The sequence below is a fragment of the Brucella tritici genome, from assembly GCF_008932285.1.
In the GTDB taxonomy this organism is placed as follows: Bacteria; Pseudomonadota; Alphaproteobacteria; order Rhizobiales; family Rhizobiaceae; genus Brucella; species Brucella tritici.
Genome location: NZ_WBVY01000002.1, coordinates 175,885 through 195,650 on the forward strand (window position 1 = coordinate 175,885; position 19,766 = coordinate 195,650).

The following is a 19,766-nucleotide window of genomic DNA, read 5'->3' on the forward strand; positions in this document are numbered from 1 at the left end:
TGCGCTTTCAGTCGTGTCGGTCAATATTCGTTTCTCATGCGCCAGACCACTGTAACTATCCACGCCTTGAGAGAGGCAGCTTGAATGGAAAGATGCCGTTTTTGAAAGCGGCGTCTAAGAATCCGTTGGCTGTTCCAGTGGTCTGATTCCGGCATTTGCATCCCTCGGATATGAGCGCCGGGCAAATGTCGGAATCAAAAAGACCACTAATAACCCTATGAATCTAGTGGATTTTTCGAATTTGACGCTTGAAACGAGATTTGTATCGGACGGGTATCAAACGTCAAATTCAATCCACTAGTGCCTGTCCGTATTGCGGGCGCGATTTACAGCGCAGCGTATCCCGATAAAGGAAGCGGAAGAAGAACGCATCGCCCGTTCCGCGCAGAAATCTGGCAAATATCGCAACCAGCAGAACGGAGAAAATCAGCCTGCCGAACAGGACCACATAGATATCCGCACCGAGAGCCACCACGATCAGCGTATCTTCGATCAGACTGTGGCAGAGCCCCATGAAACTCGACGCGAGAAAGACGTCCCGAGGTTGGATGTGTCCGCGCTGCGCTTCGCGAATGATGAGGCCACCGCCATAGGATAGTCCCAGCACCAGCCCCACAACGGTCAGTGGAGCGGCATCCTTCGATATGCCGAGCAAACGCAACAAGGGTGAGAGAAGCAGGTTGAGAAAGCGCGTCACATTGAGCGCATCCATCGTTCTCAACACCGCCACCAGACCAAGCAGAACAACAAATATCCAGACCAGCGTAGATGCCGTATCGGCGACGAAGCTGCTCCAGCTTGAATCATAATGGCCCGGCACCCAGCTCGGCGCCGCCGGTTCTGCCAGCCAGCCGGTATGGCTGGAAATCAGCTTGATCCCCCATGCAAAGAAAAGCCCGCCGCCAAGCCGGATCAGTGTCGAGACGATCAAACGCGGGCCGGCCTTTTGCACGATACGCTGTTCGATAGGAAGAGCATGGGCGAAGAGGAAAAGCGAACTGAGGATTGTCACCTGTGCCGAGGTCAGCGTGTCGACCGGCAAGACAGCGAACATCACCACTGCCCCGCTCCACACTCCGACCAGAAGGTTCATCGCCCAGACAAAACCTGCCTCCGGAGGCAGCCCCACGAACTGCATGACGGGAGCGAAGGCAGGTGAGATGGCCTTGATCAAGCCCATCTCGATTGCAAACTGCGTCAGCACCATCACCGGCAGCATGATCTTGATCAGCGTCCAGTAGACGCTGATCGCCTCGCGCAGGATAACCATGCCGAATGCTGTCAGTCGCTTTGCCGATTCCCCGGCCATTCTGTCCCCTCCGCTTTGTCCGGAGCGTGCGACGTCTCAGGCCGGTTCGCGCGCAACGGATTGCGTCTTCGCCGCGGTGACCGTGGCGATCTGCGTCTCCGATACAAGCGTTCCATTGGAGAAAACGCGCAAATGCGGTGTTCCGCCGGCCACGAAGCCGTCGATGCTTTCGGCTTTGGCCAGCAGAAAATCAGCCCGTGCGCCCCGATGCAAGCCATAATCCTTGAGACCCATGAGTTTTGCAGGGATTGCGGTAATCATCGCATAGGCAGTGGCCAGTTCATCGCCCTTAAGATGACCTGCAAGCAGGGTCCAGCGCGCAATTTCCAGCATGTCGCCAGAGCCGGTCGGAACGAATGGATCTTCGATATTGTCCGAGGCCGTGGCAATAGGCACACCGGCGCGCACGATCTCTGCCACCCGCGTCAGCCCGCGCGGTGGCAGCTTGTCGCAATCGCGCGCTTGCAGATAAAGATTGGCCGCCGGCAGCGTGACCACGCCAAGTTTCAACGCGATGATCTGTTCCAAGATCGCTTCGAAATCCGGCCGGTCCATCGCACTGAGAACCGAAGCATGGCTAAGCACGGTACGTGCCTCCAGACCATAACGGCGGACCCGCTCGAAGACGGCGTTGAAAAGCGGGCGTTGCGGGTTGAGATGTTCATCGAGATGCAGGTCGACTGGACGGCCATGCCGTGCAGCAGCGGCGAATAGGATATCGAGATAACGCTCCGGGTCTTCCGCCACTGCGGGCGTGCCCCCCACGGCATCGGCCAGCGCAACCGCGCGATCGATATTGGCCTCCAGCCAGTCGAGATCCTGCCCCGGATGCGGGATCATGAACGCCACAAGCTGCAGCTTCGCCCGGTCAGCCCAGTCCGACCGTAATTTCGCCAGAGCTTCTATGCCATTGAAGCCCGCATCCTTGTCCACATTCACATGACTTCGGATAGCTCTGGTGCCACGGTTGAGACAACGCTCAATGGTTCGGGACGCCCGCTTGAGAATGTCGTCAGGCGGGGCCTGCCGCGCATATTTCGCAAAAGCGTCGCGCGCGCCCTGCAACGTGCCGGATGGGTTGGGTGCGAAACGCAATACGCCGGTCTTGTCGAGATGCTGATGCATGTCCACCAGACCCGGCGAAACGATGCAGCCTGCCGCATCGATAAGCTGCATATCGCCTTCAGGCTCGATGTCGGGTGCAATATCCAGGATGATGCCCTTCTCCGAAATCAACATGTCGGCCTGTCGGACATCGCGGGCGCCGACAGCAACCAGTCCTCCCCGGACAAGGCGGCGGCACGGCGCATTGGATTGCTGGAACAGATTATCCATCGTGAACCTCACTATCTGAATGGAGCTGAAAAGGTAAAACGGGCGGCCCCGCAGGCCTGCATTCCACAGCCTCTATAGCGGGCGGATGCAAACCTCTGGCGTGCAGGCCGGGCTCTCTGCCCGGCGCCGCAGATGGTTGTGCTCAGCCACCGTTGGTCTGGGACTTCGCCTCGGCCAGATGACCGTCATGATGGCTTTCATGAACCTGATTGCTGTCGCCCAATCCGTTGAGGACGAGATTGAGCGTAACGGAAACCACGCAAGCAACCACAACGCTCGAATGCAGGATGGACTGCGTCCAATCCGGCAATTGCTGGAACAGGTTGGGAGACATGATCGGGATGAAGGCGATAGCCAGCGTCAGTGCAACGATCAGGATATTATACTGATTATTCGCGTAATCGACCTTGGACAGGGACTGGATACCAGCCGCAGCTACGATACCGAACATTGCTACCGCTGCTCCACCGAGCGCCGGCGCAGGCACCGCCGCAAGGACTGCTCCGAACTTGGGAAAGAAAGCGATGACGCACAGCATGAAACCGCAGAGCGCAACAACCCAGCGGCTGCGCACACCGCTCAAAATGACCAGACCGACATTCTCCATGTGAGCAATGAAAGGAAAGCCCGCGAAGACCCCTGCAACCGCACTGGCAAGGCCATTGGCACGTACACCGTCGGCGACCTGCTCAGGCGTAACATCCTTGTCGACGATCTCACCGATTGAAATGAACAGCCCCATGGATTCCACTGTCTGGACGATCATCACGATCACAATCGTCATGAACGGCAGGACGGCGAAAGTCGGCAGTCCGAAATGGAATGGCGTCGGCACGGTCATCCAAGGGGCGGTTTCTACCGGGTTGAAATTGCCCATTCCCAGAAGAAAGGCGACCAGAGCGCCCGTACCCATACCGAAAAGTACAGCCAGATTTTTCAGGAGCGGCGATCCGAACCTATTTAACGCAAGGATAACGATCAGCACCAGTAACGCCACGCCCAGAAAAGCAGGGTCGCCAAAATCCGACTGGCCACGTCCGCCGCCTGCCCACTGATAGGCTTCCGGCAGAAGCTGCACGCCAATGGCGGTGACAATACAGCCCGTGACGACGGGCGGAAAGAAGCGACGCAGATGCCCGGTAACCGGTGCGATCAGCATGATGAAGATACCGCCTGCAATCACGGCACCGCAAATGCCCGCTATCCCCACCCCCGGCATGGAGCCGATAGCGATGATCGCCGAGACACTGGAAAAGGCGACCCCGTTCATGATCGGAAGACGGACGCCGAAACGCCAGAATCCTATGGTTTGCAGTAGCGTCGCAATACCTGAACAGAAGAAGGTGGCACTGATCAGGAGGATAGTTTCCTCGGAACTGAAGCCGAGCGCATTGGCGATAATCAGCGGTACCGCAACCGATCCCACATAGGACACCGCAACGTGCTGCAGCGCCAGAGTGAGTGTTTTCTTGGCAGGTAATATTTCATCGACTGGATGTATTGCAGATGTCATCGTTGTTCCCCTTATTGAGTCAATTTCCAACGACTTGTGGCCGTTCCTTTCGTGACGTCTTGTCTTGACGTTTTCATTGCCTGTTCCATCAAACCGGCTTCGGAAATCATCCCCGCACCAAGCGATGCAGCAGATAAACTCCCGGCTCCGAAGCCGGTCAATTGCCGGTCATTATGCCCGACATGCTTCTATGCGGGCCTGCAACGAAGCCCGGTCGAGATTGCGCCCGATGAAGATCATCTTGTTCGAGCGTTCATCCCCTGCCCATGGATGATTGGGGCGGAATTCGATCTCGTTGTGGACGCCGTGCAGGACATAGCAATAGTCATCGTCCTGAACGGAAAAGATGCCTTTCATTCGAAACAGATTCTCGTTGTTCTGTCGCTTGAGTTCCTGCACCCATCGCGAAATTTTCTGCGGGTCCATATTGCCCGGAAGTTCGATGCCAACGGACGTGACCGACGTGTCATGGGTATGGCTGGCATCCCCGAGCCATGCGTGTTCATGACCGTGATCCTCGTGGTCATGAACGTGCCCATCACCATGGTGATTATGATTGTGCACGTGCCAGTCGAAATCGATCTCGGCAGCCATCTTGCGATTGCGATCGAAGGCCGCCAGTCCCAGGATCTTGGTGAGATCGATCTGCGCATAGCTCGACAGCACGATATCCGCAGTTTCGTTCAGCTGGCGGATGCGTCTGCTTACATCGGCAATATCTGCGTCCTGTGCCAGGTCCACCTTGTTGAGCACGATACGGTCTGCACAGACGATCTGATCGACCGCCTGATTGTCAATGCCATCCAGATGGATATCGTCCAGATGCTGGCGAATATGTTTGACGTCGACCAGCGTTATGACTCCGTCGAGATTGGTTTCATTGCGGATCGGATCATCGAGGAAGAAGGTCTGGGCCACCGGATAAGGATCGGCAAGTCCGCTCGTCTCGATAATAATATGATCGAGACGTTCCGGTCTTGCCAGAAGCTGGCGTATAACCCGCAGAAGATCGTCACGTGCCTCGGCCACACAACAGACGCAGCCATTGGTCATTTCGAAGATTTCTTCCGTGCTGCCGACGACCAGATCGCCATCAATGCCGATTTCCCCGAACTCGTTCTCGATCACAGCGATCTTCATGCCATGATTTTCCTTCAGAATGTAGTTCAGCAACGTTGTCTTGCCGGAGCCGAGAAAGCCGGTAAGCACGGTGACCGGAATCTTGTCCTTGACTGTCTTCAACATCGTTCTTCTCCCTTGGATTATCGTTGTCAGGGCATTTTGAGCCATCGCCGCACGCCACCCGTCTCCAGATCGAAAAGATCCAGAACCCGGCCAACTGTGTGATCGACCATCTCCGCGATGCTTGCGGGTCTGGCATAAAAGGCGGGAACAGGGGGCGTCACGATGGCGCCCATTTGGGTGACGGTCAGCATATTGGCGATATGGGTCTGCGTCAGCGGCGTCTCGCGGGCCAGCAGCACCAGCTTTCGCCGCTCCTTCAACGTGACATCGGCTGCCCGACTGATCAGGCTCCCCGACAGGCCATGCGCAATTTCCGCAAGCGTTTTCATCGAGCACGGCACCACGACCATACCCATGGTTCTGAAGGACCCGCTCGAAATGCTGGCAGCCATATCGTCGGATTTGTAGAGATAGCTTGCCAGCTCGCGAATATCAGCGAGTTTGTAGTCGGTCTCGTGGGTCATGGTCAGAAGCGCCGACCGGCTCACCACTACATGCGTTTCTATCTGGAGCTGCTGCAGGATTTCGAGAAGGCGAAAGCCGTAGACGAAGCCTGACGCACCGCTGATCCCAACCACCATGCGCGGGCGGTAGTCGTGTGGTCGTGGAGAGACGGCGTTCATGACGGCGTTCCCGTTGGTCTTATTCCGGTCAGACCGCCCAGAAGATCGCGCGCACGCCCGAGCGCATCGTCGCCAATCACGGCACGAATGCCATGAAAATCAGGGCTTCGCGTTGCATCGAGCGCCAGCCGCGACGTCGTACCGTCAGAACTTGACGATGGATCGAGCGGACTGCCGGGCAGACCGTCAATCGTGAAAAGATCACGATGCGGTTGGAAATGCGTGGCCATTGCCCACAACACCTGACTGTCCTGCGTGACGTCTATATCGTCATCGACGGCTATGACCGTTTTCAAATAGGGGTCCCAGCCAAGAAGACCCAGCATCACCTGGCGCGCTTCGCCGGGCCGACTTTGCTTCAACGCGACATAGCAGTGAAAATGCGTTCCGGAGGTGGGATAGTGCAGCCTCGTTACCGAGGGGAACCGCGCTTTCAGCTTCTCGAACATTTCAGCTTCCCGCGGCAGGCGGGCAAGGTTGAGATGCTCGTCCGTCGCACCGCCCACGACATCGACCAGCCAAGGCGCCCGACGACGCATGACAGCCGTTACGTGAAACAGCGTATTGGTCGACCGGTCCGAAGAATAGCCAGAGAACTCGCCAAATGGTCCTTCCTCGACATGTGCATGGGGATCAAGATGCCCCTCCAGCACATATTCTGCCGCCGCCGGAACACCGATGGCGTAGCGTGGTGTTCTGACCAGACGCAACGGCTCGCGCATCAGCCCGCCGGCAACAGCACGCTCATCTGCACCGAATGGCAACCGCGCGGAAGCAGCCAGCATGAAAAGTGGATGTGCTCCAACCACCATCGCCACCGGCAGCGGCCGACCGGTTTCACGCGCCGTCTGATACATGCGCCATAGATGCCCGCGCGAATGCAGGCTCGTTGCCAGTGCCGACTGGGAGTGCCGCATCGACCTGTGATAACTGAGATTGGCAATGCCGGTTTCAGGATCACTCGCAACAATGATCGCATTTGTGATGTAGGGGCCGCGATCACTCTCGAAATGCCGGATCATCGGAAGTTTGTCGAGATCGACGTCCTTGCTTTCGTCGACCTGTTCCATCACCGGGCCGTCGGCGACATATTCAGGCTCGATCGGAGCATTGGCGCGTTTCTGGTACTCGCCATGCAGCTCGGAAATACGCGTCCCGAAAATGCGGGCTATCCTTTCGCGCGATGCAAACACATTCGTGACCAGCAGCACCTCGCTGCCCGGAACCTGATCGCAGACCAGCATCGGTGTCCTGCCCTTTTCAGCCAGCGTCGCCACCAATGCGGTGACATCGCGGCCGTCCTGCAGGGGCTCGCGGATATGAACGACGTCATCGGGATAAAGTTGCCGGTAGACGTTCGCGAAACTCTGAAAATCCTGTGTTCCCGTCTTGGTGACTGAATGCAGCTCGTTCATGACTCCTCCCGATGTCATTTCCTGAAATGTGCGGGGTGCGCATGCACACCCCGCACAGCGCCTCAGACGTAGGTGGCCTTGAGACGCTTCTCCGCTTCCGCCAGATCCTTGGGAGGCTTGGTGGGTTCGATACCGATGAGACGGGCTATGTTGTTGCCCAGATAGTCTTCAAGAATATCTTCGCTGAGGTTCATACCCTGCGGCTCCGGCGAACACAGAACCTCCAGCTCGCGCAACCACATGCCCGGATTGTTCGGCGGCGAATCCGTACCGAACACGATCTTGTTCGGCGGCAACTGCTTTGCAAACTCCACGATGCGCGACTGGAAGCACCAGCCGGATTCGCAATAGACATTCGGCGTGTCCATCGCCATCCAGAACGCTTCGAACGAATAGTTGCCGCCCGTCTGTATCCCGAAATGGCCGATGATGAAGTTGACCATCGGAAATTCGCGAATGATGGGATAGAACTGCGTCGGGATCGAATAGGGGCCGTCACCCGTATGGATAAGAACGACGACGCCCAGCTCCGCACATTTCTTCATGGCAGGCCGCAACCATTCCAGTGCGCGGTCCGGGCGATAGCCATGCATGTTGGAATGCAGCTTCAGCATCTTGAAGCCATATTCCTTGACATGGAATTCCAGTTCCGCGGCGCCGTTTTCCGGACCCCACCGAGGATTGTAGTTGAAGTTGCCGATGAAGCGGTCCGGATATTTCTGGCAAAGCTCGGCGACATAGGACATGTAGTCACGAATGCCGTCGCGTCCGCGGCGGTTGCCATCGCGGTAGCCTGTATTGCCGGGCGGCGGCTGAATGAAGCCCATATCGATCCGGCGTGGCTTGCCGTTGATCATATACGGACCGTCCATGAGCTTCAGCATGCGTTCGCCGGTAAACGGCTCACCGGTATGACGCCAGGCCTCATCGACAAGATTGGTTGGATGCAGATGGGTATCGATAATCATGTGGATTCTCCGCTGAACTACGCAAGGGTCGCCAGGTAGTGCTTGTTTTCGATGCCATGACGTTCAAGTTCTGCGACTGCATCCTGATAGGTGGCGGGCGGAGGTGTTGGCTCCATGCCCAACATTCGGGCGAGATTGTTGCCGAGGTAATCCTCAAGCGTGTCCTCGTCGAGATTCATCCCTTGCGGCGGTTCATGGCAAAGCACTTCGAGCAGATTCAGCCACATGCCCGGTTCGTTAGGCGGCGTGTCTGAACCGTAAAGGATCTTGTGCGTCGGCAAATCCTTGGCAAATTCAACGATACGCGACTGCAGACACCAGCTGCTTTCACAGAACACGTTCGGATATTCCATTGCCCATTGGAAAGGCTCGAAACAGTAGACCCCTCCGGTCTGCACACCAAAGTGCGCCATGATGAAATTGATGTCCGGATATTCCTTGATAAGCGGAATCCACTCCGTCGGAATACTGTAGGGGCCATCACCGGTATGCAGCTTGACGAGCACACCCAGTTCCCGGCATTTGTCGAGCGCTGGGCGCAGCCAGTCCTTGGCACGGTCAGGCCGATATGCATGCATATTGGCTTGCAGTTGGACCATGCGGAAACCATGTTCCTTCACATAGCGCTCAATGGCCTCGACCCCGTTCTGCACGCCGCAACGCGGATTATAGACGAAGCAGCCAATGAACCGGTCCGGGTGTTTTTGAACCATTTCAAGCGTATAGGCCATATAGGCATCGATGGACTGACGCCCGTCTAGCTCCCCATCTGTCCACGTATAGATGGTGTTGCCCTGCGGCGGCTGGATGAACGCCTTGTCGATGCGACGTGGTTTGCCGTTGATCGTATAGGGGCCGTCCATCATTTGAATCAGGCGCTCGCCGCTGAACGGATCGCCATCATGCTGCCAGGCCAGATCGACCAGATTGGTCGGATAGCAACTGGTATCGATGATCATTGATTGGTCTCCTTTTCCCGGTCGTGAAGGACCGATCCTCGAGAAAACCAACTGCGTCCCCCTTTGGTGCGGCAACCGTTCGCCAGGCGACGGCAGGCCTATTTTTCGACGGCAGTGATTTTCGTCACTGCCCACTATCGCCACATTGATGGTAAGACGTACAATATCACTTTCAGTGTATGGTGAGACGATTTCGATATGGTCGAATCCGGCGCTGAAGCTCAGAAACGCCCATCAGGAAAGCGGATCACAATAAAAAAGCCGACCCTAAGGCCGGCCGTAGCTCTTCTGGGAAGGTGGACCGCCGCAGGCGATCACTTTGAAGACTGTTTGGTCCAGTCAAACAGCATGGTTGTGCTGAGAACAGCGAAGATAAGAATGATATCGAACACGTAAACCTCGAAAATGGGAAGCCGCGGGCCTTGTTGAACGGGCAAGGAGTTTACCGGTCAGCATCCCTTGAAGATCTCCCAGATCTTCATCCCCACGCCTGACACGGGTCTCATAAACGCAAGACGGCGATGAAATCAAGCCGCGTTTTGCGATCATTCCTATTCGGGACGTTCGTGAGCAGAGCCGACAGCAAGCCGCGTCCAGCAACAGAGTTTCGTATTTTCAAGGACTATCGCCCCTCCCCCTTTGAGACGTACAGTGTTGTTTGTTCCGGTTGGCGAGAGGTTTTCGATATGGCTTACAATCATCTGAAACCGTTCGATCTGCGAACACTGCGTTATTTCCTGGTCGTCGCGGAAGAACTCCATTTCGGTCGCGCCGCAGTCCGTTTGAACATGTCGCAGCCTCCTCTCAGTCAGCAGATCAGACAACTGGAGGACCGTCTCGACGTCGTGCTGTTCAAACGCAGCCATCACAATGTCGAACTGACTGCAGCGGGACTGGCTTTGAAGGAGCAGGTTCCCCTGATCTTCCAGCAGTTGGAAAAGGCTGTTGTCACGACCCGTATGACAGCTGCGGGCGCCATCGGTCGACTGGACATTGGCGTAATCAGTTCTTCGCTGGTCGGTATCATTCCCAGAGCGCTCGATATCTTCACCAGCCGTTATCCGGATGTCGACTGGCAGCTCCATGAATTAACGCCAGCGCTCCAGATACAGGGACTGCTTGAGCGTCGCATCGATGTTTGTCTTTTTCGCATGCCGCCGCATCAGGACGGCCTGCACCGGGAAATCATCATGCAGGAAGCTCTCATGGTAGCCATGCCAAGATCGCATCCTCTCGCCAGCCAGAACAGCGTCTCCTTGATGCAACTGAAAGATCAGCCGTTCGTCATGTTCGGCCTGCATCAGTCGAGATTTGCAGATTTCCTCTATCAGTGTTGTGTCAAAGCCGGGTTCGCGCCGAGAATTCGCCAGCAGGTTGTCGAGGTGCAATCGCTTCTGAGCCTTGTGGGCGCCAACATCGGCGTCGCCCTGTTACCCGCCAGCATGCGGCAGCTTGCGCAGCCGGAAGTGGTTTTCAAGCCAATTCATCCCTCGCCGCCGGAAATCCCTCTATATGCTACCTATCGTGCCGGGGACACGTCGCCGACGTTGATGCGCTTTCTGGCAATAATCAGCGAACTGATAGCCGAACACCGGATAGAGACGGGCTCCGATGAATCAGACCGACAAATCCAATCGGTTTTTGAGGCGCAGGAGAGCAACACAGATTGAAGGCAACAGCGTCCTTTATAAGGACGCGCAAAGAGACGGGGGCTGAACAATGTCCAGCCCCGCTTGTTCGTTCTTATTTTGCTTCGATAGCCTGAAGACCGGCCAGAGCACATTCCGCATCGGTTGCACCTGATGGTGCACCGCCGACGCCGATGCCACCGACCAGCGCGTCGCCGATCTTGATTGGCAGTCCGCCCGCCTGAATGACGAAGCGAGAATCCATATCCCGCATGCCATTATTGGCTGGCTTCGACGCGATAAACTCTGCAAGTTCACCGGAATCGCGCCCCAGAGCTGCCGACGTGAACGCCTTTCCTTCAGCGCTATTGCCGGTATGCGGGCCGGAAAGGTCGGCCTTGAGCAGAACCTTGGTCGATCCATCGCGGGCCACGACTGCGACGCTCACATTATTGCCCTTGGCAACGCAGGCATCCAGCGCAGCCTGTGCAGCCTTCGTTGCGAGATTAAGCGGCAGATAAGGCGTGGTGGGAAGCGTTTGAGCGAAAGCGGTAGCCGGAGCCATCGACAGGGCGATTATTGCAAGTTTACGGATCATGGTCGTTCCTCGGTTGTGATGAGGAACATTTAGTTGCCGCCAGCATCCAGCGAAATCCGTAGCATTTACGATCTTATCGGTAGTTCTACGGATTTGGCTGGCCCTCCAGCCACAAACGGGTCATTTCTGCTTGCGAGGTTGTGCCCAGTTTCGCGCCGATGGCCGCACGGTGGCTGTCAATCGTGCGCGGCGACAGTTCAAGACCATCGGCAATTTGCCGGGTGGTAAATCCTTGCGCGATACGGTCAAGAACCTCGCGTTCACGTGTTGTCAGCGTATCCAGCAGTGCCAGCGTTTCGGCTCTCAGCGCCTTGCTCCCCAGCCTGTGTTCAAGCAATTGCTGCGCCTTCTGGATTGCATCGATCAAATCCTGCTCATCGACTGGCTTGGAAAGATAATCCACCGCGCCATTTCGAAAGGCGCGACGGCAGGCTTCGATATCGCCATGGCCAGAGATGATGATCACCGGCCAGTCGATTTCCTGTCCGGCTAACAGCTCCTGAAGTTTCAGACCCGTCATGACCGGCATGCGGATATCAAAAATCATACATCCCGGTTTCAACCGTGGCAGTTGGGCCAGAAATGCAGAAGGATCGGCAAAACTTCTGACCTCGATGTCTATGGTCGACAAAAGAAGGCCAAGCGACTTTCGTACTGCTTCATCGTCATCAACGAGATAGACCGGCTGAACCATCCTCTTAACTTCCCGCATCTTCAGCAATTGGGAGCACAACGCGAAACAGCGCGCCGCGCTCCTGTGGAATATAGGAAATCTCGCCGCCAAAACGCTCCACCAGTCGCTGGCTGAGCGCAAGACCGAGACCGGTTCCTTCCGGACGGCTTGTGGTAAAGGGGGTAAAGAGGCGCGGCAAGAGTTCAGGGGCAACACCGGGGCCATTGTCCGCAATTTCCAGAATGGCGACCGATCCGTCAGCTTTCAGGGATGCATTTACCCGCCGGTCCTGATCGTCGTCATGAAAAGATTCAATCGCGTTGCGCAGGAGGTTGAACATCACCTGCTCCATTTCCACCGGATCAACTGCAGCCATCAAAGGTGTTTCCGGCATCACAAGCTCAACTTTGACATTCTGCCGGACAGCTTCCGAAGCCAGCAAGGTCTGGACGTTTTGAAGCGACAGGCGCAAATCGGCAGGCGCCGTCTGTCGCCGCTGCGGACGAGACCAGTTGCGCAGCCGATCCAGAATGGCCGATGCACGGCGCGCCTGATCCACCATATCATCCAGCGCTCCAGCGAGAGCCTCCGTATTGTTGCGGACCAACAAGCGGCGGCCCGCCTGCGCGCCAGCGAGAATTGCCGTTAGGGGCTGTGTCAGTTCATGCGCCATGCCGCTTGCCATTTCGCCCATCGTGTTGACACGCGAAGCGTGAGCCAGCCGGGCATCAAGGCCGCTCAGCTCCGCCCGACGTTCCGCATGGCGTGTGCGTTGTGTCTGGCGAACAATAACCAGCCCGCCGAAGAACAGCAGATTCGTGAGGGTGAGAATCGCAATCAACTGGTCGAATGGCAACAGATCGGTCCACCCCATGGCGAGAGCCGTCTGGAAAAGAAGCGGCTGTGTGGCACTGCCCAGTTTCTTGGAAAAGCGCGCTTCGCCGAACGAGGCCGGGCTACTGAACAGAACAGTTCCGTCGGGCATGACGAGGCGTCGGGCAACGCCTTCACGGCTCCAGAATGCGTCGTCCGAGGTAATCAGGCTGCCAGCATTGATCGCGAGCGCCAGGCCGTCATGCGGATTATCCGTATTCGGGCTGCGTTTTACGATCAAATAATGTCCGGGCCGTTCTGCCGGTGCCAACAGTTCGGGAACGCCACGGGATGAGCGAGCCACCGCCCGTATGGCGTCGGCCAGTTCCGGTTCCAGTTTTCTGGTGCCAGTCACTGGGACAGTTGGCTCCATCGGCACCAATTGAATCTCATCTATGCGCGGATAGAAACGCGTGATCGTTGCCGCTACTTCGACGAAAACATCGTCCTGCGAGAGATCGGCCGTTCGCGCCTTGGATTGAGCAATCGTCGAAAGCGCCGTCAAATGGGCATCGTGCTGGTCAGCACGTTGTGAAGCCTCACGGTGCAATGTAAAGCTGGCGGCCTGAAGTTCGGACAACAACGCGGCACGCTGATAGACGACAAGGCCACCTATCGCCAGAATATTGAACAGCAACCACATGAGGATCGGGAGCGCCGCAGATCGGATGCTTCTGGTGTGGAGGTTCATAAATTGCATCCCGGTATCAGTCGCTGTTCAGACAGAATATCGCACCAACTGATAATCATAATATTATTAAGTCTTCTGAGGTTATTGGAGTTTCACGAGGCTGGCAAATGCGGTGTCTGCTGGAAAATTATGGTTTCACAGCCGCTTGAAAAGCCCCTGCCAGTTTTTTGACCGCGCTTTCGATTTCTGTTGGCGTATAGGCCGCAAATCCCATCAGGAAACCGGCTCTTCCATCCCCGGCGGCGTAAAGCCCGGACAGGCCGAGGAGTTTAATGCCGACACGTTGGGCGGCAGCAACAGCATTACGCTCCGATAGAGCGCCGGCGAGCAGGCAAGACATTTGCAACCCTCCGGCAGGTACTTGTGGCTCTACAAAATCCGCCAGATGTTTTTCGATCAGTCCGGCCAGTAGATCGCGTCGTTCAGCATAAATGCCGCGCATGGCCCGGACATGGGCGCCAAAATGCCCGCCCTCCATGAACCGGGCAAGCGTCAACTGCGCGATCGGTGCGGAATGTCCGTCGAGCAGGGTGCGGGCAACGGTCATCGGTCTGACCAGTTGCGGCGGCAAGACCATGTAGCCGATACGCAGGCCCGGAAAGAGTGATTTGGTGAAAGTGCCGATATAGATTGTCCGGTCATGCCGGTCGAGGCCCTGCACGCAGGCCGTCGGTTTGCCAGCGTAGTGAAACTCGCTGTCATAATCATCCTCGATAATCCATGCCTGCTGGCGGGCGGCCCATTCGATCAGTGCCAGACGGCGATCCAGCGACAGGGTCGCACCAGTTGGGAACTGGTGCGAAGGCGTGAGAAACACCGCCTTGGCCTTGTTCGTTTCGCTTACCATCCGCTCAATCACAATGCCCTGATCATCCACACCGACCGGGACAGATTCGAGACCTGCAGCGTCGAACGCCTTGCGTGCACCGTAATAGGCCGGGTCCTCGATGAAGAGGCGGTCACCGGGATCGAACAGCATGTTTGCGCATAAAGTCAGCGCCTGTTGCGAGCTGGTCAGGATCAGCACCCTGTCCGGCGTCGCACGGCCGCCGCGTTCCAGGTTCATGTATTCGGCGACGGCGCGTCGCAAGGGCTCGGTTCCCTGCGGATGGCCATGGAGCAAGGCCTGCGTACCGATTTCCTTCAACACCTGCCGCTCCAGACGCTCCCACAGCGGAAGCGGGAAGTTTCGGGTTTCGGGAACACCATGAGCGAAAGGCCGTGGCGCCAGCAGCTCGCGCACACCCCCGCTACGAAACATGATCGCGCCGCGCTTGCTCAGATTGGGCGCCTGATTGCGCAAAAGCGCATCGCGCTGGGACACGCTGTGTCCAGGCGTGAATTCCGTTATCTGCGCCACAAAGCTGCCGCTGCCCACCCTGCGGTCGATGAAGCCCTCCGCATGCAGCTGCGCATAGGCCGCCTCAATCGTGTCGCGGGACACGCCCAGCGATTTGGCGAGACCACGCGAAGCCGGAAGCGCCTTTCCCGGTCCAAGGGCTCCATCAACGATCAATTGCCTGATTGATCGTTGAATGCGGGCGTGGAGAGGCATGACCGCATGGGCGGGATGGGCAATCCACGCCTTCACAGATTCAAGTTGGGAATGCTTGAACAAATGGTCTGGTCCTAAATGGCAAAATGGATGGGAATATCAGGCCATTAAACGACTAATTGTCAAGACATCTTGTCGGCCATGCGCCTCGATTCCCAGGAGGTTTACCAGAATGGTTTCATCCCGTGCATCAACTTCAAAAATCCGCCTAAACGATCTCACCCATCCAATCGTGGCCGGGCTGATCTCCGTCATCGTCAACTATGGCGGCACATTCATTCTTGTTTTTCAGGCTGCAAAGGTCGCGGGACTGAGCCCGGAACTGACGGCCTCCTGGGTCTGGTCAGTTTCCATCGGCGTCGGCCTGACCGGTCTTTACCTTAGCTGGCACTATCGCGAGCCGATCATTACCGCCTGGTCGACCCCAGCCGCTGCCTTTCTTGTCACAGCGCTTGCCACCACATCCTATGCCGAGGCGATCGGAGCCTACATGATTTCGGCTTTCGCCTTCATTATCCTCGGTGTGTCGGGCTATTTCGAGAAAGTCATCAAGCTGATACCACCGGGCATTGCTGCAGGCCTGCTTGCTGGCATCCTTCTGCAATTCGGAATCGGAGCCTTCGGCGGCGCCACTATTGATCCATTGCTGGTCGGACTGCTGATTGTTGCCTATGTCGTTTTGAAACGGCTATCCGCTCGCTATGCTGTCGTCGGCATTCTCGTGCTCGGGCTGGCTTTTCTGCTTCTGCAAAACCGGCTCGACCTGTCTGGACTGCGGCTGGAATTTGCAGCTCCGGTTTTCACCATGCCCGAATTTTCTCTCAATGCCCTGCTGTCCGTCGCGCTGCCATTGTTCCTCATCACATTGACGGGGCAGTACATGCCGGGGATGCTGGTTCTACGCAATGACGGCTTCAAGACCAGCGCCAATCCAATTGTCACCGCAACTGGTCTCGGTTCGCTCATCATGGCCCCCTTGGGATCGCATGCTTTCAACATTGCAGCAATCACGGCGGCAATCGCGACCGGACCCGAAGCACACGAGGATCCATCCAAGCGCTGGATCGCCGGTATTGCGGCGGGCGTGTTCTACATTCTCGTCGGCATATTCGGTGTGACGCTCGCCGCTGTCTTCATGGCCTTTCCGGCAAGCTTTATCACAACACTCGCAGGTCTGGCCCTGCTGGGGACGATAGGCAGCAGTCTGGCTGGCGCAATGTCTGACCCCACGCATCGCGAGGCAGCGCTGATCACCTTTCTGGCGTCCGCCGCGAATATCAATCTCTTCGGTATCGGCGGCGCGTTCTGGGGGCTGATAATCGGACTTGTTGCCTATATCGTTCTCAACGGTCGCCTGCCCCGCCGTGAACGGGCCGAACTGAGCATGAGCGAAGGAGCCGCGAAATGACGACAGAAATCAAGGGAATGACCACCTCCATCATTTCAATCCAGAGCCAGGTCGTGCACGGGCATGTCGGCAACAGCGCTGCGGTTCTGCCCATGCAGGCCCATGGGTTGAATGTCGCTGCGGTTCCGACGACTTTGCTGTCAAATAACCCGCATTTCGAAACCATGCGCGGGCGCGTTCTCGAATCCGAGCTCGTCGGCGACCTCCTGCGCGGCGTGGAAGAACGCGGACTGATTGAAACAAGCCGCTATATCGTTTCCGGCTATCTCGGCTCTCAGGCAAACGGGAATGTTGTCGCCGCGTTTGTCGAACGCGCGCGCATGATCAATCCGGACATCAAATACATTTGCGACCCGGTGATGGGCGATATGAATCTGGGCATTTTCGTCGCCGATCAGGTGGTGGAATGTATCATCGACCGGCTCGTTCCGCTGGCCGATCTGTTGACCCCCAACCAATTCGAGCTGGGCCTTATTACGCGTACCGAAGTGATGTCCTGGCCTGCGCTTGAGACGGCAGCCGCTCAGGTGCAGGCGCTTCGCGGTGCAAGGCTGGTCGTGACAGGTTGCAATCTGGCGGACACGCCAGACGGCTTGCTCGAAAATATTGTCTTCGACCACGAAACCTGCACGCGGCTGACCTCACCGCGCCTGCCGATCGTTCCGGTCGGGACCGGTGATCTTTTCACAGGCCTTCTGACCGCCAAACTTACGCAAGGAAACACGCTGGTCGAGGCAGCGCGCGGTGCTGCTGCGACCGTGTCTGAAGTCCTCCGGCTCACCATGGAGGCTGGCGAACATGACATGCAGCTTGCCAGTGTCATCGATGTCCTCGGCTCCTAGAGCATTTTCTGTTTTGATTGAATCATTGGAAATGCTCTAGGGGCCGTCAGAACCGCTCTTCGTCCCTGACAAAAGTGCCCGATCCATGTCTGCGCACGACAATTCCGGCAAAAACCAACATGCCGATTGCCTCTCTCAAGGTGGCACGAGAAACCTTGAGATCATCGGCCAGATCAGCCTCGTTTGGCAGGCGCTCGCCTCTGCTCCATCGCCCTTCAAGGATCGCAAGCCGCACGCTTTCCGCAACCTGGATCACGAGCGGCTGCCTGTCCAATGGGCGCAGCCATTCTGCTGGCCCATCTTGTACCATCTCGTCTTTTGCCATGCTCAACCCGTCTGCGTGGCGGTGTCGATTGTGGAAAGCCGCATCGCATAGCGGCGCGCCAGAACAGCGCCCACCAGAATCTGAATCTGGTTATAGAGCATGATGGGTAACACGATCATGCCGAAGCCTGGCAGACCAGCGAACAGGACCTGCGCAAGTGGAAGCCCGGATGCCAGGCTCTTCTTGGACCCACAGAACACAGCCGCGATCTCATCTTCACGGGTAAAGCCCAGCCAGCGCGAACCAAGCATCGTAAAGCCAATCACGCCCGCCAGAAGAACAACGCAAAGCACAATTGCCATAATGAGCCCGGAGGGCGGCAAGACCTGCCAGAGCCCCGCGGTGACCGATTGAGAGAAAGCCGAATATATGATCAGCACAATCACGGACTGATCGTAATTCTCCAGCCAGTGCTTGCGCGTCGAAAGGAATGACCCAAGCCAACGATGGCAGGCTTGTCCCAGACCGAACGGCAGCAGCAATTCAATCACCACATCGCGCAAAGCCTGCCCCAAATCGATAGACCCGGATGAACGCATGAAAATCGTCATCAGAAGCGGCGTCAGCAACAATCCGAAGACATTCGACCCGGCCGAATTGCAAACCGCAGCAGGTACGTTGCCCCTGGCCATGGCGGTATAGGCAATAGAGCTAGAAATTGCCGAAGGCAGAACGCCCAGATAGATGAAGCCAAGGACCAGATCAGACGGCAGGATGCTTTCGGGAACGAGCCGCAAAGGCTGCACGATCAACGGAAAAACGATGAATGTCGTCGCAAAAATAAACCCATGCAATTGCCATTGCTTCAAACCCGAAATGATCGCCTTGTGAGACAGGGCCGCTCCATGGCCGAAAAACAGTAGGGCAACGCCGATAGTTCCCAGCATACTGACAACGTCTGCTGCATTGCCAGTCGCAGGAAAGAGAGTTGCCAGAACAACCGCGGCAATCATCAAAATCAAAAAAGGATCAAGGCGCATCTATTCATCCACCATTGGTTCGTCGGCCATTCGTCAACTTGACCGACCGTTGCATGGGGGATAGGTCTCTGCGCAATTGGTCTACAAATTGGTATGGAGCGCCGCCGGATGACAGATCGCATGCCGACCACCGAAGCGATGCAACGCATGCGGAAGCTGCTCGCGGAAAAGAACTTCGGCCCGCAGGATAAGATCCCGCCCGAGCGGGCTTTGTCGACGACACTCGGCTGCAGCCGCGAAACGACGCGCAAGGTGCTACGGCAGCTTGAGATCGAAGGCCTGGTTTGGCGTCATCAGGGCAAGGGCACCTTCATGGGCCCGCCCGCCTCGAACATCGAACGGCCCCTGGACCGGATCATCGAATCCGCATCCGCTCAGGACCTCATGGATGCAAGGCTGGTCTATGAGCCAGCCCTTGCCGCAGCGGCGGCCCAATATGCCACGCAAGATGACCTCGCCTCCTTGCGCAAGCTTGCGCTGGCGACGGGTACGGCTCGTGACTGGCGGGAATATGAACGCCTGGACGATGCCTTCCACAAGGCGGTTGCGCGCGCGAGCGGAAATGCGCTGCTGGCCGCGATCTTCACTTCGCTCGCCTCGGTCCGGGGACGTTCGACATGGCAGCGCAGACATGATGCGATCTTTCGGGAGGCCCGTAAACGCGAATATGCGACCGAGCAAAGCGCGATGCATCTGGCAATCGTCGATGCAATCGAGGCACGGCAAAGCGACCGTGCTCACCACGCCATGCAGGCTCACCTGGAAGCCATCCGCACGCTGGCCCTAACATCCCGCTGACACAGATCAACCCGCCACCGTAATCGAC

Annotated in this window: 18 protein-coding genes; 4 read left to right on the top strand and 14 right to left on the bottom strand. The window is 57.1% G+C overall.

Going from position 1 to position 19,766, the window contains the following annotated elements:
- Positions 1-289: 289 nt before the first annotated feature.
- From F9K94_RS06365 to F9K94_RS06400, 8 genes are all read right to left on the bottom strand, one after another.
- On the bottom strand, positions 290-1,309 hold the full coding sequence (locus tag F9K94_RS06365) for a nucleoside recognition protein (RefSeq protein ID WP_151644329.1): 1,020 nt from the start codon (positions 1,307-1,309) through the stop codon (positions 290-292).
- Between the two features lie 36 nt (positions 1,310-1,345).
- On the bottom strand, positions 1,346-2,644 hold the full coding sequence (locus F9K94_RS06370; RefSeq protein ID WP_151644331.1) for an amidohydrolase family protein: 1,299 nt from the start codon (positions 2,642-2,644) through the stop codon (positions 1,346-1,348).
- 142 nt (positions 2,645-2,786) lie between these two features.
- Positions 2,787-4,157, bottom strand: a complete 1,371-nt coding sequence (locus F9K94_RS06375) for a nucleobase:cation symporter-2 family protein (RefSeq protein WP_151644333.1) — start codon at positions 4,155-4,157, stop codon at positions 2,787-2,789.
- A 171-nt stretch (positions 4,158-4,328) separates the two neighbouring features.
- On the bottom strand, positions 4,329-5,402 hold the full coding sequence (locus F9K94_RS06380; protein ID WP_151644335.1) for a CobW family GTP-binding protein: 1,074 nt from the start codon (positions 5,400-5,402) through the stop codon (positions 4,329-4,331).
- A 26-nt stretch (positions 5,403-5,428) separates the two neighbouring features.
- Entirely contained in the window at positions 5,429-6,025 is a 597-nt protein-coding gene (locus tag F9K94_RS06385; RefSeq protein ID WP_061347580.1) for a UbiX family flavin prenyltransferase, read from the bottom strand.
- Positions 6,022-7,440 (bottom strand): UbiD family decarboxylase, encoded by a 1,419-nt coding sequence (locus F9K94_RS06390; protein WP_151644337.1) that lies wholly within the window; start codon positions 7,438-7,440, stop codon positions 6,022-6,024. Before F9K94_RS06390 ends, F9K94_RS06385 begins: the two co-directional genes overlap by 4 nt.
- A 62-nt stretch (positions 7,441-7,502) precedes the next feature.
- Positions 7,503-8,408: an amidohydrolase family protein gene (locus tag F9K94_RS06395; protein ID WP_010660438.1), complete on the bottom strand. Its 906-nt coding sequence runs from the start codon at positions 8,406-8,408 to the stop codon at positions 7,503-7,505.
- A 17-nt stretch (positions 8,409-8,425) separates the two neighbouring features.
- Positions 8,426-9,367 (bottom strand): amidohydrolase family protein, encoded by a 942-nt coding sequence (locus tag F9K94_RS06400; RefSeq protein WP_151644338.1) that lies wholly within the window; start codon positions 9,365-9,367, stop codon positions 8,426-8,428.
- Between the two features lie 686 nt (positions 9,368-10,053).
- Here F9K94_RS06400 and F9K94_RS06405 point away from each other — a divergent pair.
- Entirely contained in the window at positions 10,054-11,037 is a 984-nt protein-coding gene (locus tag F9K94_RS06405) for a LysR substrate-binding domain-containing protein (protein WP_061347577.1), read from the top strand.
- 73 nt (positions 11,038-11,110) lie between these two features.
- Here F9K94_RS06405 and F9K94_RS06410 read toward each other — a convergent pair whose 3' ends face one another.
- The 4 genes from F9K94_RS06410 to pdxR all read right to left on the bottom strand — a co-directional run bounded on the left by F9K94_RS06410 (position 11,111) and on the right by pdxR (position 15,448).
- The gene (locus F9K94_RS06410; RefSeq protein ID WP_061347576.1) at positions 11,111-11,593 is read right to left on the bottom strand and encodes a GlcG/HbpS family heme-binding protein; all 483 of its coding nucleotides are present in this window, start codon (positions 11,591-11,593) and stop codon (positions 11,111-11,113) included.
- Between the two features lie 85 nt (positions 11,594-11,678).
- Complete coding sequence (locus tag F9K94_RS06415; RefSeq protein ID WP_151558495.1) at positions 11,679-12,287, bottom strand: response regulator transcription factor; 609 nt, start codon at positions 12,285-12,287, stop codon at positions 11,679-11,681.
- Positions 12,288-12,291: 4 nt separating this feature from the next.
- Positions 12,292-13,830, bottom strand: a complete 1,539-nt coding sequence (locus tag F9K94_RS06420; protein WP_151644339.1) for a sensor histidine kinase — start codon at positions 13,828-13,830, stop codon at positions 12,292-12,294.
- Between the two features lie 127 nt (positions 13,831-13,957).
- On the bottom strand, positions 13,958-15,448 hold the full coding sequence (gene pdxR / locus F9K94_RS06425; RefSeq protein ID WP_151644340.1) for a MocR-like pyridoxine biosynthesis transcription factor PdxR: 1,491 nt from the start codon (positions 15,446-15,448) through the stop codon (positions 13,958-13,960).
- Positions 15,449-15,557: 109 nt separating this feature from the next.
- Here pdxR and F9K94_RS06430 point away from each other — a divergent pair, with 109 nt between their 5' ends.
- Positions 15,558-16,793, top strand: coding sequence for a benzoate/H(+) symporter BenE family transporter (locus F9K94_RS06430; protein WP_151644342.1), 1,236 nt, complete (start codon positions 15,558-15,560; stop codon positions 16,791-16,793).
- The gene (gene pdxY, locus F9K94_RS06435; protein WP_151644344.1) at positions 16,790-17,635 is read left to right on the top strand and encodes a pyridoxal kinase; all 846 of its coding nucleotides are present in this window, start codon (positions 16,790-16,792) and stop codon (positions 17,633-17,635) included. Before F9K94_RS06430 ends, pdxY begins: the two co-directional genes overlap by 4 nt.
- A gap of 46 nt (positions 17,636-17,681) precedes the next feature.
- Here pdxY and F9K94_RS06440 read toward each other — a convergent pair whose 3' ends face one another.
- Positions 17,682-17,960 carry a GntR family transcriptional regulator gene (locus tag F9K94_RS06440; protein WP_061347570.1) on the bottom strand — a complete coding sequence of 93 codons (279 nt, stop codon included), beginning with the start codon at positions 17,958-17,960 and terminating at the stop codon, positions 17,682-17,684.
- A gap of 2 nt (positions 17,961-17,962) precedes the next feature.
- Positions 17,963-18,940, bottom strand: coding sequence for a bile acid:sodium symporter family protein (locus F9K94_RS06445; protein ID WP_151644346.1), 978 nt, complete (start codon positions 18,938-18,940; stop codon positions 17,963-17,965).
- Between the two features lie 108 nt (positions 18,941-19,048).
- Here F9K94_RS06445 and F9K94_RS06450 point away from each other — a divergent pair, with 108 nt between their 5' ends.
- Positions 19,049-19,738: a FadR/GntR family transcriptional regulator gene (locus tag F9K94_RS06450; RefSeq protein ID WP_151644348.1), complete on the top strand. Its 690-nt coding sequence runs from the start codon at positions 19,049-19,051 to the stop codon at positions 19,736-19,738.
- Positions 19,739-19,766: the final 28 nt, after the last annotated feature.